Source organism: Salimicrobium album, assembly GCF_900107115.1.
GTDB lineage: Bacteria > Bacillota > Bacilli > Bacillales > Halobacillaceae > Salimicrobium > Salimicrobium album.
In genome coordinates, this window is the sequence record NZ_FNOS01000001.1 from 583,103 (window position 1) to 598,056 (window position 14,954).

At 47.2% G+C, this 14,954-nt stretch carries 12 protein-coding genes; 2 read left to right on the forward strand and 10 right to left on the reverse strand.

Translation table 11 applies throughout. The features are described from left to right. Window positions 1-4 precede the first annotated feature (4 nt). The 4 genes from addA to BLU03_RS02915 form a co-directional block, all read right to left on the reverse strand. A complete protein-coding gene (gene addA / locus BLU03_RS02900) occupies window positions 5-3,706 on the reverse strand; it encodes a helicase-exonuclease AddAB subunit AddA (RefSeq protein WP_093105461.1) in 3,702 nt (1,233 codons plus the stop codon). Further along, window positions 3,699-7,199, reverse strand: coding sequence for a helicase-exonuclease AddAB subunit AddB (addB, locus tag BLU03_RS02905; protein WP_093105464.1), 3,501 nt, complete (start codon window positions 7,197-7,199; stop codon window positions 3,699-3,701). Before addB ends, addA begins: the two co-directional genes overlap by 8 nt. 63 nt (window positions 7,200-7,262) lie before the next feature. Then, on the reverse strand, window positions 7,263-7,802 hold the full coding sequence (gene lepB, locus BLU03_RS02910; RefSeq protein ID WP_093105466.1) for a signal peptidase I: 540 nt from the start codon (window positions 7,800-7,802) through the stop codon (window positions 7,263-7,265). A gap of 53 nt (window positions 7,803-7,855) precedes the next feature. Beyond that, on the reverse strand, window positions 7,856-8,482 hold the full coding sequence (locus BLU03_RS02915; protein ID WP_093105469.1) for a TVP38/TMEM64 family protein: 627 nt from the start codon (window positions 8,480-8,482) through the stop codon (window positions 7,856-7,858). A gap of 166 nt (window positions 8,483-8,648) precedes the next feature. Here BLU03_RS02915 and BLU03_RS02920 point away from each other — a divergent pair, with 166 nt between their 5' ends. Beyond that, window positions 8,649-9,026, forward strand: coding sequence for a hypothetical protein (locus BLU03_RS02920; RefSeq protein WP_076569114.1), 378 nt, complete (start codon window positions 8,649-8,651; stop codon window positions 9,024-9,026). Here the strand turns inward: BLU03_RS02920 and BLU03_RS02925 are convergent. Then, entirely contained in the window at window positions 8,971-9,510 is a 540-nt protein-coding gene (locus tag BLU03_RS02925) for a competence protein ComK (RefSeq protein ID WP_084193812.1), read from the reverse strand. The two genes, BLU03_RS02920 and BLU03_RS02925, sit on opposite strands and share 56 nt — an antisense overlap. A 145-nt stretch (window positions 9,511-9,655) precedes the next feature. On the opposite strand from BLU03_RS02925, the gene BLU03_RS02930 reads away from it, so the two are divergent. Beyond that, window positions 9,656-10,111 (forward strand): DUF3939 domain-containing protein, encoded by a 456-nt coding sequence (locus BLU03_RS02930; protein ID WP_008590153.1) that lies wholly within the window; start codon window positions 9,656-9,658, stop codon window positions 10,109-10,111. A 310-nt stretch (window positions 10,112-10,421) separates the two neighbouring features. Here the strand turns inward: BLU03_RS02930 and BLU03_RS02940 are convergent, their stop codons facing one another. The 5 genes from BLU03_RS02940 to BLU03_RS02960 form a co-directional block, all read right to left on the reverse strand. Further along, a complete protein-coding gene (locus tag BLU03_RS02940) occupies window positions 10,422-11,960 on the reverse strand; it encodes a fatty acid--CoA ligase family protein (RefSeq protein WP_093105472.1) in 1,539 nt (512 codons plus the stop codon). A gap of 96 nt (window positions 11,961-12,056) precedes the next feature. Next, window positions 12,057-12,596, reverse strand: coding sequence for a GNAT family N-acetyltransferase (locus tag BLU03_RS02945; RefSeq protein ID WP_176765385.1), 540 nt, complete (start codon window positions 12,594-12,596; stop codon window positions 12,057-12,059). After that, window positions 12,577-13,056 (reverse strand): SRPBCC family protein, encoded by a 480-nt coding sequence (locus tag BLU03_RS02950; RefSeq protein WP_234972545.1) that lies wholly within the window; start codon window positions 13,054-13,056, stop codon window positions 12,577-12,579. The genes BLU03_RS02945 and BLU03_RS02950 overlap by 20 nt, the downstream gene beginning before the upstream one ends. Before the next feature lie 85 nt (window positions 13,057-13,141). Continuing rightward, window positions 13,142-14,140 (reverse strand): lipoate--protein ligase, encoded by a 999-nt coding sequence (locus BLU03_RS02955; protein WP_008590161.1) that lies wholly within the window; start codon window positions 14,138-14,140, stop codon window positions 13,142-13,144. Between the two features lie 66 nt (window positions 14,141-14,206). Continuing rightward, the gene (locus BLU03_RS02960) at window positions 14,207-14,941 is read right to left on the reverse strand and encodes an MBL fold metallo-hydrolase (protein ID WP_093105477.1); all 735 of its coding nucleotides are present in this window, start codon (window positions 14,939-14,941) and stop codon (window positions 14,207-14,209) included. Window positions 14,942-14,954: the final 13 nt, after the last annotated feature.

Consider the following 14,954-nt stretch of genomic DNA (forward strand, 5'->3'; position numbering starts at 1 on the left):
CACTTCAATCCCCTTTCACCTCCACAACTTTTGCTGCATCGAAAAAGTAAAGCACACTTCTGTACACTTTCCTTTTTCTTATATCTTCAATCGCTTTTGCGTAAAGGGAGAGCTGGGTACGGTAACGGGAAGAAAGCTCTTGTTCCGTTTCCTTTCCGCTCAGACTGTCCGTTTTGTAGTCAAGCAGAATATATCCATCTTTATAAGGGATGAGAAGATCCACGATCCCCTGGATAAATACCCGGTCGTTATCGTCTTCCTCCCAGTCGTTATATACTTCTTTTGCAGGTAGCATATAGTTGAAAGCTGCTTCACGTTCCACTCCCGGTTCGGCGATCACTGTTTTTCCCGTTTCTGTATCAAAAAAACGGGAAATGGCTTCGGCATCGATTGCGTCTGCTTCCTGACGTGTTATTATTTCCCGGGCAATAAGTTTTTCGGTGAATTCTTCCACTTCCGGGGGGGTATGTGGTTTTAGAGAAATATGCTGCATCACGGTGTGCATAGCCGTCCCCCGCTCGGCAGCAGTGAGCGCTTTTTCCTGCTGCATAAATTTAGGTCTCTTTCTCATCGGAGGCCGGTAAGGAAGAACGAGAGTCGTATCGGCATATTCATCCACTTCCTGTTTCCTCTTGATTTCTGTTACCGTCTGTTTAGCGCGTCGTCTTGCCGCCTGCTCGTGAGGGTAGCGATAACCCAATCTTTTCTCAACGAACGGTTCTATTTCATGATCAACAGGAGCCCACTTAAGAACGGATTCTTTCACTGTATCATCCCGATGTTCCCTTTCCTTTGCTGTACCGGTTAATTCTCTGCCGTGGATGACTCCGACAGACCATTGTGATTCATCCTTGTGAATGGCGGAAGAAGTTGCCACCTCCACTTCCCCGGCCGTAAGAATCTGGGCCTGCTGATGTCGGACAAGAGAAGGACCGATCCAGTCGAGGTACGATTTCGCGCTCAGCCTGTCAGCTGCCGGCAGTGTCCATGGTTCATAGCGGACAAACCGCTTCCATTCCTCCTGTTTTGCCTGAAAAGAAGCCACATTTCCGACAAGCACCAGTTTTTCCTTGGCCCGCGTAAGAGCCACGTAGAGCACTCGCATTTCCTCGGCGAGCATCTCTCTTTTTTTCTTTTCGCGCAAAGCGTGATAAGCGATCGTCGGGTAAGTGAGCCTTTTTTCGGGGTCGATGTATTTCGACCCGAAACCGAGATCTTTGTGGAGTAAATACCGGGAATTAAGATCTTTCATATTGAACTGCTTATCAATACCTCCGAGAATGACCACCGGAAACTCCAGCCCCTTACTTTTGTGGATCGTCATAATCCGCACGACATCTTCCTGCTCTCCAAGAGCCCGGGCCGCTCCAAGATCGTCTCCCCTTTCTTCCATTCTTTCAATGAAACGCAGGAAACGGAACAGCCCGCGGAAAGATGTATTCTCATAGGATCGGGCACGGTCATAAAGTGCCCGCAGATTCGCCTGACGCTGCCGTCCGCCGGGCATACCACCTGTGAAATCGTAATATCCGGTCTCACGGTAAATGTACCAGATCAGTTCCGACAGGGCTTCCTGTCTTGCCCGCTCCCGGAAGTCATGGAGCATAACCAGAAACCGGTCCAGTTTTCCGCTTAACGAATCCGTTTCTTTAGCAGTATACAATTTAACAGCTTCATAATAATTTGTCCGCTTGTCTTCCAGACGGATGCGTGCAAGCTCGTCCTCGTCCAGTCCGACAATCGGAGACCTGAGGACCGAAGCCAGCGGGATATCCTGTTTCGGATTATCAATAATCTTCAGCAGGCTGATCATTACCCGGATTTCAATCGCTTCGAAATAACCGGTGGAAAGCTCTGCGTAGACCGGTATCCCCTGCTGTTTGAGTTCATCCATTATAACCGGTGCCCACGCCATGGAACGTTGGAGAAATACTATATCTCTGAATTTAAGAGGTCTCGGCATACCTGTTTCTTTATCCATTACCTGCATCGGCTCGTTGCCATCGTACCCGAGCCACTCTCTGATTTTCCCTGCGTAAGCCCGGGCTTCAAGCTGCGCCTTTTCCAGATCACGGTAATCTTCTTCCATGTCCTCTTGCTCTTCTTCTGCTTCTTCCCGGTCAATTAACAGAAGTTCCGTACTCGTGTCTTCTTTGAACCATTCGTCGTAGGAGGTGTTCCCGTAAATCAGTTCGGCTTCTTTCTCATACTCCATCTCCCCGACCTCTTCGTCGAGAATTTGGCGAAAAAGGTAGTTCGTTGCATCGAGCACCTGGGTCCGGCTGCGGAAGTTTTTAGCCAGATCTATTCTCTCCCCGTCTTCTTCTTTCTCCTGGAAACGGCTGTACTTCTGGAGAAACAGGGAAGGTTCCGCGTGCCGGAAACGGTATATACTCTGTTTCACATCCCCCACCATAAACAAATCTCCCGCCTCGTCGTCGGCAGTCAATAGTTTAAGGAGCGTCTCCTGTACCAGATTCGTGTCCTGGTACTCATCTACGAGTACTTCCGCAAACTGGCGCTGATAATTTTTCGCCACCTGTGAAGGTACGAGGTGCTCCGGCTGTGAACTTTCATCCCGTAAAATATCCAGTGCATAATGCTCCAGGTCGGAGAAATCGACTACCCCTTTCTCTTTCTTCGCTTCCTGGTAGCGCTGTTTAAAATCTTTCACTACAACTCCCAGCTGAACGATGACCGGATACAACTCTCCCATTTCTTCAAGATATCTCACAAGGGGGCGTGCAAACCATTCTTCCTGAATCTGTTTGAATCTTTTCTTATATCTTTCCCGTATTTCTTTCGCTTCATTTTTCTTATCCTCTGTCACGTCTGATTTTTTTCTCGACAACGACGGGAACTTAGCTTCTTTCACGTAGTTCTCAAGCGACTGCCAGGATGTAGCGAGGCTGGCTTTCGCTTCGCGTACAAGAGCGAGATCTTTGTCTGCCGTTTCCCCGTATGTATAAGGGCCGTCCGGCTTACGGGTAAGTTCAAGAAATTCTTCTGCTTCTTTTTCCATAGCTTCAAGCTGATGATGAACTTCTCTTTTCAGCAGCACAAACCAGGGCAGATCTTCCACCTCTTCATTCACGGAAACGTTATACATTTCTGCCACCTGGTCCAGCCAATCTTCCGGCCACGGATGCTGTTCCGAGAACGTGTACATCTGAAGGATAAGCGACTCTACATCCAGGTCGTGACGGTCCCCGGAGAACCGGTCCACCAGGTCAAAAAACCGGGTTCGCTCCTCACCTTCCCGTCCATACCAGTCTTCCAGAAGATCTTCAAGCACTTCCTGCTTCATTAAATCCGCTTCTACGGAATCCGCAATTCTGAAGGCAGGATCGATATCCAGGAGATATGCATGTTTCCTTATCACTTCCATACAGAATGAATGGAGTGTCGAAATGGACGCACTCTGCACAAGGGACAGCTGTTTTTTCAGGTGGATAGAATCCGGCGACTGTTCAAGAGCTTTGTCGAGCGCCTCCGTCACCCTGTTCCTCATTTCCTGAGCCGCTGCGTTCGTGAAGGTTACTACGAGAAGGGAGTGGATATCCACCGGGTTCTGCCTGCCAATCACCTTTTGAATGATTCTTTCTACAAGAACCGCTGTTTTCCCCGACCCTGCCGCTGCCGAGACGAGAATATCATGGCCGGAATTATAAATCGCCTCTTCCTGTTCTTTTGTCCAGCTAACCATCGACTTCCCCCTTTTCTTTCAATTTCTCCCAGACTTTGCTGTCTTTCATATCGGCCAGCTTCCGGTACTGGTTCTCCGCAAGAGTCGGGTCGAACTGACAGACGGAACGGAAGGAACAGAACTGGCATGCCGTTTCCTGTTTCTTCTGATATGGATTAAGCGGAATATTGCCTTCCGTAATATCCATCCCCGCCTGCGTCATCAGTTTACGAACGTAGCCGTCCAGCGCTTCGAACCTTTCCCTGTCCGCCACTTTGGAATTGGAATAAAAACCGCCTTTTTCCTTTAATCCTGCTGGAACCACCGGGCTGTAACCTTTATCCGTTTCTGTATCCATCATACGGACAGCGGCTTCATCTTCCAGAAGCAGCCCCTGCATTTTAAAACTTTTCACTATTTCTCGTTCCAGTTCTTCATCGTTCAGCACTTTCTTTCCCGTAATCATCGGGTTATGGACATGGAAATACAGTACACCCGCAGGAGTCGCCTCCATCCCGAGCCACTCTTTCGCATTCTGTAATATAACTTCGAGATAAATAAGCATCTGCAGCGATAAACCGTAATATACATCGGAAAGATTCAGACCTCTTGCACTTGACTTGTAGTCAATGATCCTCAGGAACATCTCTTCATTATTCACAGCCTGATCCACCCGGTCAATCCTTCCCCTGAGCATGAGTTCGAAGCCGTTCGGAAGATCCAGACTCATAGCCGGAAGGGCTGCATCTTTCACTTCCCCGAAACCGAGTTCAAGACCGACAGGAGCAAAATTCGTCCGTCTCGCCTGCTCTCCGAGGATATATGTTGCCTGGGCAATCACTTTACTTAACTTCTCCTGAATATACCTGTATCGATTCGAACTCCTGAGCACCTGATGCTGCAGAACCGGTGCAAGTTCCTGTGTGGCACGGCGCGCATACTGTTCGGCAGAGGAACGATCCAGCTCCGAAAACCGCTTCCCTTCCTTTCCGATCCAGTCGGTTATCTGCCGAAGAGCCTCGTGGAACAACTGACCTATATCAGGGGCGTCCAATTTATACGTCCGTCGTTCTTCCAGATTCAGCCCTTTACCGGCAAAGTGCTGAAATCCGCAGCTGTAGTAAGATTCCAGGGCGGAAACACTCGTTTTCACCTGTTTCTTATGCATGCGGCGGGCTGTTTCCTGCTGGAGTTGAACGGGTTCATTTTTATAAAACAGGCTGTGAAGCACTCTTCGCGTCGTGCTCTCTTTCGTTTCCGCCTGAATATACCAGTTCAACACGCCCCACCAGGCATCCTGGATCCGGTATCCTTTAATATAACGGGCCAGCTGGGCAGTGAGAGCCGATCGCGTCTTGACCGGCGTCGTGATAAAACGTTCGGCTTCTTCCAGATCGTCCGGATCCTGAAGAAGCACATGTTCCCTGCAGGCCGGAAAGAGTTCTTCAATGCGGGTGATCAGAGGAGAAGCCGCCTTCGCTTTACCTTCCTCATCACTCAACGGATAACTCACCCATAATTTCCCGCTCGGCATCGTTGCTGCAAGATACATGTAGAAACGGTCGTAAAGCAGTCTTTCGCGACTTCCGGCCGCTAATTCCACTCCATGCCGGGACAGAAGTTCCCGGTCTTCCTCAGAAATCATTCCGTCTCCGGCAGGTTTCATTGGCCACGTTCCTTCGTTGACTCCGAGAAGAAATCCGGCTTTGATGCCGTTTAATCTGGAACGGTCCACGCTTCCGACAATGATATGATCCATACTTGGAGGTACGTGAGCGAAAGTAAGGGCATCGAGACCACTTTCGAATGCCTGGCGGAATACCTGAAGGGACATAGTTTCTTCCCCTATCATCTCCACCATTTCGTCGAGAAGTTGAAGCAGACTGTCCCATACCTGTTCCTGCTCCCTTCCTTTCTCCACTTCTCCGTTTTCATCATAGAAACTTCTCCATATTTCAAGCGTGCCCGGAACGTCCATTCTGTCCAGCCATTCAAAAAGAGCGGTCGCCCTCTTTTCATTGGATTTCCTGCCCCGGAGGTCGTCATCCAGATTCCCGAGGGCTTCTGTCACCTGACGACGGTATGCGTTAATGCGATCCTGCTTCTGTTTCTCTTCATCCGTCTGTGCCGCCTGTTCAAAACCCCGAAATCGCTGATATTTCCATGGCTCCGCCGATCTCCATTGCTCCCTCGAACGGATGCCATATTCGAGAACATAATTTTCCAACTCATCAATGGCTTCTTCGTTAAGAGGATGTTTCTTATCGCCGGAAGGGATAAAACCGGTTTTCAACAGCCGGAATACCGCATCATAGCGCCAGCCCCCCTCTACGACATCAAGTGCGGAACGTATCAGTTCCAGGAGCGGGTGGTTCAGCATCGTCCGCTTTTCATCAAGAAAGACCGGTATACCATAATCGGTGAAAATCGTTTCGATTAAACTGTGATACATACCGGCATCACGCATGAGAATTGCTATATCGCGGTACCTGTACCCGTCTTCCCGGACGAGCCGGAGGATTTCCTGGGCAGCTCCTTCCACTTCCGCCCTGGGGTGGACAGCTTCATAAATACCGATCGGTACGTCTCCTTCGAAAGAAGGGGCAGGACGTTCTTCAAAGTTATTCTCCAGGTGCTGAAATGCTTTACGATCAAGAAAACGGCCCTGTTCATTCGAAAGGGTCAGCGTCTCCTCCACTTCCACACCCCCTTCTTCAGCCAGCTCTCTGAGAATGGAACAGGTTTCTTTCGTTTCCGCAAAAAGATCGATATCCTCAGGATCTCCGTCTTCTTCGTCGAGTGTCAGTGTGACCTGTACCCGTTCCGCATGCTGGAAGAGTTCGCGCAGAACCTCATACTCCTGGGGAGTGAAGCTGTGAAAACCGTCTATGTATACTTCTGCATCCTGAAGAAATGAAGAGTGGGGTATTTTCTCTCCGAGCAGCTTCAACTGGTCTTCCCCATCCACGTAGACGCCTTCCATATAGTGGGTGAGACGGCTGTAGATATAATGAAGGTCTTCCAGTTTATCCTGCAGCGCCCTTTCTTCAGCGGTCCGGTGGACATACCCTTCCATGGCCTCCACTTGGGATTCAAGTGTGTCAGGAGTCACGCGATATCTTTTGAATTCCGTAATCATTTCTTCCAGCTGATGAATAAACCCCTGTTTCTCCATCGCCTTTTGGAAAACATTCCAATCGGATGTGCGCTCCTCTACGATTTTTCTGAGCAGCATTTGCACTCCCGTAGAGCTTATATAAGATCTCGTCGCCCCTCCGGTTTCCTGAAACACTTTCCAGGCGAGACGGGAAAAACTGAGCACATGGGCCCTCGTCGCCCCGTCGATATTCCCCCGTTTCAATAACGCATACTCCTGCTGGAAGGTCATCTGGTCCGGCACAAGATATACAATTGGGCGGCCTGCAGGCTCCTCCTGCAATTTCGCTTCGATTTCACTCAGAAAGTAGTTGCTTTTTCCGGCTCCCGAACGTCCGGTTATAAACTTGATGCTCATCCGCCTTCCTCCTTTTTCCTTATTTTACAATACCATAAGAAAATGAACCACCCGAGCGGCAGTTCATTGAAATGTTACACCCACCTGTGACATCGGCCAGTAACGTATTGACACTTTTCCGACCACCGAAGCTGAATCGATAAAACCGAAGCTGCGGCTGTCCAGGCTGTGCCGGCGATTATCCCCGAGAACAAAGAGTTTACCCGGAGGGACTGTCGGTATTCCTGTTATTCCTTCGAGCGTGAAACTGGAGGTGAACACTTCCCCGTCTTCCGGACGCAGCTTATCAAGATACGTTTCTTCCAACCGTTCATCGTTAACGTATAATTCGTCGTCTTTCACGGCTATCTCATCCCCCGGGAGACCGATTACTCTTTTCACATAGTCGTCTTTTTCGTTGTAATGAAAAACGATGACGTCCTGCCGATGTATTTCCGTCCATTCGTAGGAGACTTTATTCACCATTAAAAGATTACCATCATATAACGTAGGCTCCATCGACTCCCCGTCCACAATGTAACTTGCGAAGATAAAAGTGCGGAAAACCACCGCCACAAGGGCTGCCAGAATGACCGCACGAAACAGATATTTATGTTTATTCATTCCGTTTCCTCCAAAGGGTTTAATACTGGTAATTTACCCGGGAGAGGTCCGGTTCAACCCTTCTTCCTTCTGGCACGTGTCGCCAGCCGCTGCTCCAAATATTTACCGAGGAGCCAGAAAAGACTGATACAGATAAGCACAACAATAGTTTTGACAGGGTTCGAAGTAAAAGAGGTGATGCTGTCACCGACGAACGTTATCGAAAAAATCATTACGGATTTCCCGAGTACAGCAGCCAGTAAAAAGTCTCTGGTCTTCACTCCGGACAATCCTGCAACGACATTAATGATGGCGGAAGGGGAAAAAGGAAAGCACATGAGAAGAAACAGCGGACCGAATCCGTGCTCTTCAACCCACACCATCACCCGTTTTACCTGACGGTTCTTTCTCAAAAAACGAAAAAAACGTCGACGTCCGAGACCGCGTACTACAAGAAAGACAAGTACGGCTCCTGCCACAGCTCCGATCCATGAGTAGAGAAATCCTTTAATAAGACCGTATACCACGGCATTGGCAACTACAAATACTATGAGCGGCAAAACAGGGAGAAAAGCTTCGATAAGAGGCAGAACTATACCGGGAAGCGGACCAAAGCGCTCCAGCCTCTCCAGTTGCCGTATAGCGTAATCGAACAATTGATCATTTTCAGCTAGCAATTTCAATTCCTCAAGCGTTGGCATAAAGGTTCATCCTACTCTGTTTATCTATAGTAATTTTATTTTACTGGAATTCTTCTTTTCTGCCTACCGTGTCACTTTCGAAAATTGGATTGCATAAGCGAAGGGGTTCTATGATATACTACCACATAAGAACACATGTTCGCAATGAATGAGAGGAGGTCGTGGCATGGCTCACCTGAAAGAAAAACAACTTGATAAAGCCTCCCGCTACCTGTTCCTGACAATGGCGATCACTGTCATAAAACAGGACCGGCGGCATATAGCGAATGGCGCCCACAAGATTAAAGAACCTTACCTCGAGTTGCTCGGTAAAATGGAAGTGTGTGCCAGGGAAGAAAGAAAGCGTCTTCGTTCATTTATGGATACACATCAGGTTTACGTTATTGAAACCTCAAGGCACGAAGCCTTTACCACTTTTTCCTTTATGGCTGCAGGTTATGAGGAAAAGAGAAACTATTTCAATCCGGCTATCCGCAGGAAAGTGGAATTCATCTTATGGGAACTGATGGAGAAGGCTCTGAAACAAAAGAATGTCTCACAGTAGAAGTGAATCGTTTTTCGTACATGAGCCTGAACTGGGCGGTGCGTTCCAGCTGGTTCGAAAATACGCCGGGGGAGACAGGTAATTCTTCACACAATTTGTTTACAAATTGAACTCTCGTTTTTCTGGGATCGGTCTGGCCGGGGGCGAAATCACGTACAAAACTGTGGGAAATCCAGGAGCATTCAAGTCTTGAAGGGGACATGGTCGGGAAGTAATAGAGCTTCAGCATCCCGGAGATGACGATGGGGGATTTGTGTGTGTAGTTCGTAATAGCTTTTGTGCCGGAAATTCTACCGGAGAGGTTGCTTCCAAAATACTTACAGGAGTTGTCGATCACTTTCGTGGGGGGCAGGTCCACTATAAATGAATCTTCCACTTCCATCACCCTCGTTCTGATTTTCCCCTCTTCCTCTATGGCGATGAGAGCAACTGTACGTTCGTTTACTTCATATTCAGTTTTCAACGTTTCTTTCACGGTTATCATATCCCTTCCTTGTGAGTACAGTAATTGCTTTTTAAATATAGCAGATTATTTTCGAACCGTCTACGTTCCTGTTATTTTCTTCCGAAAATTCCAACATCTTCACCGTATTTGTTATAATAACAGTAAAATACCGGAGGAGAGTGCTATGTGGATTCGGAGAAAGAAAAAGAAATCTGCCCCCAGAGAACTGGAAACTATGGACTTATCCCTGAATGATATACGAAAAGCCATCAACGATTATGCCGAAAAAAAATCGGACAGGGTACCTTTAAGTGTAATCATTAATGAAGACCTAACCATCGACTATGAGCTTCTTGCTCACTTCATCGAAGGAAAACCGAGGAAGACTTTCTACATGTCCCGGGAAACTTACGAAGTATTTGAAGAGGAAAACCTTCAGCTCGCAAAAGATATCGATATGATGCAGCGGGCAGTGGATGCTTACGTTCAGCAGGAAAAAGAACTGCCCGTCATTGAAGATGACCCTTATCGACGGGTTAACTGCTACAAACTGGAGCGCCTCGGTTTGATAACCCACCGCCCCGACAGAGAATTTTATATTACTAAAGAAGAATACATGGTGGATTACGAGAGGAAGTGACTTCTCCGAAGAGGTATTCGATCAACGCTATCCCGCACTCGGTGTTCTTATCTCTGTTCAACCTAAAAAAGAGCCAATGCTACGGAGAGCATTGGCCAAAAGAGACGACTGATTAACTTTTGAGTGAGGGGTTTACATGAATGAAAAGGCTCTTTAGTGTACAAAGGCTTTTCTTTCATGCAGACAGTTATTTAAACTGCCTTTCTCAATTTTCATTATAATACAGCCTTTAAAAAATCTCACCGAAAGCTTTTTGCGGTCTACCGCATATGTGTCTGCGATATTTCTATTAACTGACAACAGACATCTGTTAGCTTTGTTGTAAATGATCACGCAGGTTCTTCCTTAAGATTTTACCGGTCGTATTTTTAGGAAGTTCCTCCATGAACTCTATGCGCTTCGGCAGTTTATACTTCGCCATTTCCTGCTTACAGTATTCAATAACAGCTTCTTCATTCAGAGAAGGATTATCTGAAACGACGAAAGCGATCACTGCCTCCCCCATCTCCGGATGAGGTTCTCCGACTACAGCTGCTTCCGTAATTTCCGGATGCTGATAGAGGACTTCCTCCACTTCTCTCGGGTAAACGTTATATCCGCCGACGATAATCAGATCTTTTTTCCTGTCCACGATATAAAAATACCCTTCCTCATCCTCACGCGCCATATCTCCGGTGAACAGCCAGCCGTCTTTAATCGTTACCGCTGTTTCTTCCGGCATTTTATAATAACCCCTCATCACGTTCGGCCCTTTGACGACGAGCTCGCCTGTTTCTCCGGCAGGTACTTCCTGGCCTAGCTCATCAACGACTTTATTCTCAACGTTAGTGATATTCTGTCCTATAGAACCGGCCCGCCGCGGCCTGTCTAAAGGATTAAAAGCCGTCACGGGAGAAGCTTCCGATAAGCCGTACCCTTCCGACACCCGTACGTTGAATTTTTTCTCGAAAGCTTCGAGGAGAGAAACCGGCAGAGAGGACCCTCCCGAAACGCTGATACGCATATTTTCAAATGTGCTTTCCTGGCCATCTCCAGTCTGCAGCAGGTAATTGTACATCGTAGGTACACCGGCAAACACAGTAGCTTCATACTCTTTCGCAGCTTTGAACACTTCTCCCGGTGAGAACTGAGGGATGACTATAATCGTTCCTCCATTTACAATCGGAGCGTTCAACGCCACGGTCAGGCAGAACACGTGAAACATAGGCAACGTTGCAATTACACGGTCCTCTTCACTTATTTCCAGATAGGTGGCCACATCTTTTGCGTTCGAATAGATGTTTTTGTGGGTAAGCATCGCTCCTTTCGGCTTCCCGGTCGTCCCGGAGGTATACAGAATAACCGCCAGGTCATCATCATCCAGCGAAGGAGGAGTGAATGAAGCTGATCCTTGCTCTACTGTTTTTGTAAACGATTTCATTTTTGGGGAGATAGTAAAAGCTTCCAAATCAATATCTGCCCCGGTATCCGCAACGAAATAATGGGTGACATCCAATTCATCATCCACTACATCCAGCTGACTTACAAGAACATCAAGCGTTATAACCCCTTTGACATCGCCATTTTTTAAAATATACTTCATTTCTTTGGAAGTGTACGTAGGATTGATAGGAATGACGCTGAGACCTGCACGAAGAGCGCCGTAAAGGCCAATCATAAACACAGGACTGTTGCCACTGATAAGAGCTACGTGATCCCCCTTCTCGAAACCGGCATCTTCGAGAGCACTTGCGAATTTAGTTACTTTAGCATCGAAAGTCCGGTAATCCGTCCTCTCTCCCTGAAAAATATACGCATCTTTCCCCGGCATTTCCCGGGCTGTCAAGCTTAAACGTTCACTTACGTTCATAGGTGCCTCCCCCTTCTTTTATTAAATGAATGAATAATCATTCATTATAAGGAATATCAACTTAAATTATAAATTATTGCCAGACTATTCGCAAATTTATTTCCATTCTTTTTTTAATATTCCGTAAATTACCTGGTCGATGAAATGATTATTCATACGGGCGCCGGACCGGGAGACCCCTTCTTTCGTAAACCCGAGACGTTCTGCGACGGCCCGGCTCGTTTCGTTTGCCACAGAGGCCCGGACAATCACTTTGTTCATACCGAATGTAGAAAAAGCGCAGGTAATCAGTGATTTGACGGACTTCGTGATTATCCCTCTCCCCTGGTACCTTCTCCGAAGCCAATACCCTATGTAAGTGGTGCGATTCGTCCAGTCCAGTTCGTTGAAACTTACCACTCCGACGATCTCTCCCTGAAAAAGGACGACTGCGGTCATACTTTCATATTCGGCATAACCGCGACGAAAATTCCTTATCGCATTTTCCATGTCCCGCACTTCCCGGGTATTCTCTACCCATGGAAGCCAGGTTTGTAAGTAGTGCCGTTCTTCCTCAACTATTTCGAACAGTTCACCTGCGTCGAAAAATTCCACGAGCCGCAGTTCCGTTTGTTCATCAACTTTCCGAACGAACATTTTCTTCCTCCTGCTCCGCTTCCTCCCGCACTCTTTCCAGAAACTCATGCACCACTTTTCTGTTACTCTTATCCCTGACGAATTTCAGCATTATTTTCCCTAAAACGCTGGCACCCTCATTGGTCCCTTCATAAATGAGTCTCGTTCTGTTTCCTGCCAGTTTTTGAAAAGTATAGGAAGTCTTTATATCAAAAGCACGTCCTACAGTGAATGTCACTTCTTTCAGTTTGTGCTCTTCCCTGTCTTCACAGGCTAAAGTCGTCACGATATATGTCTCCGTTCTCTTTCCTTCCCTGTAGGTCTGACGATGCCTTGCTCCTACCTCGTTCTCTTCTTTTTCAATGAGAGCATGTTCTTCCACTTGCGGCATAATCCTGGTGATGTTCTTATCTTTAAAAAGTTCCCATACTGTTTCAATATTTGCATCAATCGTTATCTCTTCACTCCAGGTAATCATCATTTGGACCTCCTACTTTTCGTATTCAACTGTGGTGCATTTCTTTCTACAAAACGGCCCGACTCTTTCCGGAGCCGGGCCTGTTTGATTAATACACAATCGTTAAAAAGTCTTCCTCATTAATCTTACCGAGATAGTGGGGAAGGTCAATGTCTTCGACTGACTTCCTGATTGCTTCTCTTTCATATTTTGTCCCTATTAAACGATTTTCCACATCAGAAACATCCCCGATTCCGAAGAAGTCGCCGTAGATTTTAGCGTTTTTAATATATCCTTTATCTACATCAAGACGTATGTCATACGTTCCTGCGCCTTCAATACGCTTCGTCTGGCTTATATTTGATTTCGGTGACTTTCCGTAGTTCCAGTCCCAGTTGCGGTAACGTTCTTCCGAAAGCTTTCTGATACCCTTCCAGTCTTCTTCGGTCAGTTTGTACTGAGGCACATCCTTCACATCTTCCACATCGAAAATATAGCGGAGTATCATCGACTTGAACTCTTCCATAGTCGTTCCTTCCGGAAGATATTCGGAAATATTCGCTACCCGGCTGCGGATCGATTTAATACCCTTCGACCGGATTTTTTCCGACTTCACGTTAAGGCTGCGTACTACATTTTCCACTTCGGAATTGAACATGAGCGTACCGTGACTGAACATCCGGCCTTTTGTCGTGAATTGTGCGTTCCCGGAAATTTTGCGGCCTTCTATCGTCAAATCGTTTCGGCCTGATAATTCTGCAGGAGCACCGAGCTGCTTGAGTGCTTCCACGACGGGTTTGGTGAATTTTGCGAAATCATGAAAGCTGTTTCCGTCGTCCCTGGTAAGAAAGCTGAAGCTAAGATTCCCTTTATCATGATACACTGCTCCGCCCCCGGAAAGACGACGAACGACGTGAATGCCATTCTCCTCTACGAAATCAGTGTTGATTTCTTCTACAGCATTCTGGTTTTTTCCTATAATGATGGACGGTTCATTAATATAAAACAGTAAGTACGTTTCACTGATATCGAGGTTTTTAAGTGCGTACTCCTCAATAGCAAGATTAATAGTCGGATCATAAATACCTTCGTTATCGATGAAGAGCAAGATTCTCATCCTTTCCTGTCAATTTTTACTTATCTCAAGTATAAGGGAGAGGGGCTTTCTTAGCAATTACTCGTCCGTCCACTTCAATCCTTCCTCCGCCAATTTCACTTCTCCCTGAAACACGTCCGCAGCTTCCTGTTTCAGCTTCGAATGGTTGCCGAAATGCGGAAGGTGACTGAGCCAGAGCTCTTCTACATCCGCTTTCACAGCGATTGCAGCCGCTTCCTCACTGGTCATATGACCGGCCGACCGGGCATCCATTCCTCTGTAAAAACTGGTGTCGGCAATCAAAAGATCCGCTTTCCTGGAAAAATCGATCCACTCTTCCTGATAACAGGTATCTGCCGTATAGACGATGGCCGATTCACCATTTGAAATCCGCATACCGTAGCACGGAACAGGATGATCGGTTTTCAGGAAAGAAATGGTGAAGGGCCCTATCGTCACGGGTTCATCGGGATCGTAAGGGATCGCCTCCGTGTAGGAAGAGGACAAAGCGGTGAAGCCATCCATGTCTTCTTCATGCCCGTAGACCGGAAGTTTTCCATTCACTTTTTCCAGCAGAGTCTGTACAAGCCAGGCGTGTTGCAGTACACCAATATCAGCTATGTGGTCATGATGGTAATGGGAAATGAGGACAGCGTCGATGGAACTTAAAGGCACATACCCCTGAAGACGGGAAAGCGCTCCACTGCCGCAGTCCAGAAGCAGTCGAAAACCATTTTCCTCTATTACATAGCTGGATGTCGCGCTGTTCTGGGCAGGGTAAGCTCCCCAGTATCCGATAGTTGTAATATTCATAATATTCCTCCTT

Excerpts from the sequence above, each read along its gene's own strand:
- addA (WP_093105461.1), bottom strand. The coding sequence starts at position 3,706 with ATGGTTAGCTGGACAAAAGAACAGGAAGAGGCGATTTATAATTCCGGC.
- addB (WP_093105464.1), bottom strand. The coding sequence starts at position 7,199 with ATGAGCATCAAGTTTATAACCGGACGTTCGGGAGCCGGAAAAAGCAAC.
- lepB (WP_093105466.1), bottom strand. The coding sequence starts at position 7,802 with ATGAATAAACATAAATATCTGTTTCGTGCGGTCATTCTGGCAGCCCTT.
- BLU03_RS02915 (WP_093105469.1), bottom strand. The coding sequence starts at position 8,482 with ATGCCAACGCTTGAGGAATTGAAATTGCTAGCTGAAAATGATCAATTG.
- BLU03_RS02920 (WP_076569114.1), top strand. The coding sequence starts at position 8,649 with ATGGCTCACCTGAAAGAAAAACAACTTGATAAAGCCTCCCGCTACCTG.
- BLU03_RS02925 (WP_084193812.1), bottom strand. The coding sequence starts at position 9,510 with ATGATAACCGTGAAAGAAACGTTGAAAACTGAATATGAAGTAAACGAA.
- BLU03_RS02930 (WP_008590153.1), top strand. The coding sequence starts at position 9,656 with ATGTGGATTCGGAGAAAGAAAAAGAAATCTGCCCCCAGAGAACTGGAA.
- BLU03_RS02940 (WP_093105472.1), bottom strand. The coding sequence starts at position 11,960 with ATGAACGTAAGTGAACGTTTAAGCTTGACAGCCCGGGAAATGCCGGGG.
- BLU03_RS02945 (WP_176765385.1), bottom strand. The coding sequence starts at position 12,596 with ATGTTCGTTCGGAAAGTTGATGAACAAACGGAACTGCGGCTCGTGGAA.
- BLU03_RS02950 (WP_234972545.1), bottom strand. The coding sequence starts at position 13,056 with ATGATGATTACCTGGAGTGAAGAGATAACGATTGATGCAAATATTGAA.
- BLU03_RS02960 (WP_093105477.1), bottom strand. The coding sequence starts at position 14,941 with ATGAATATTACAACTATCGGATACTGGGGAGCTTACCCTGCCCAGAAC.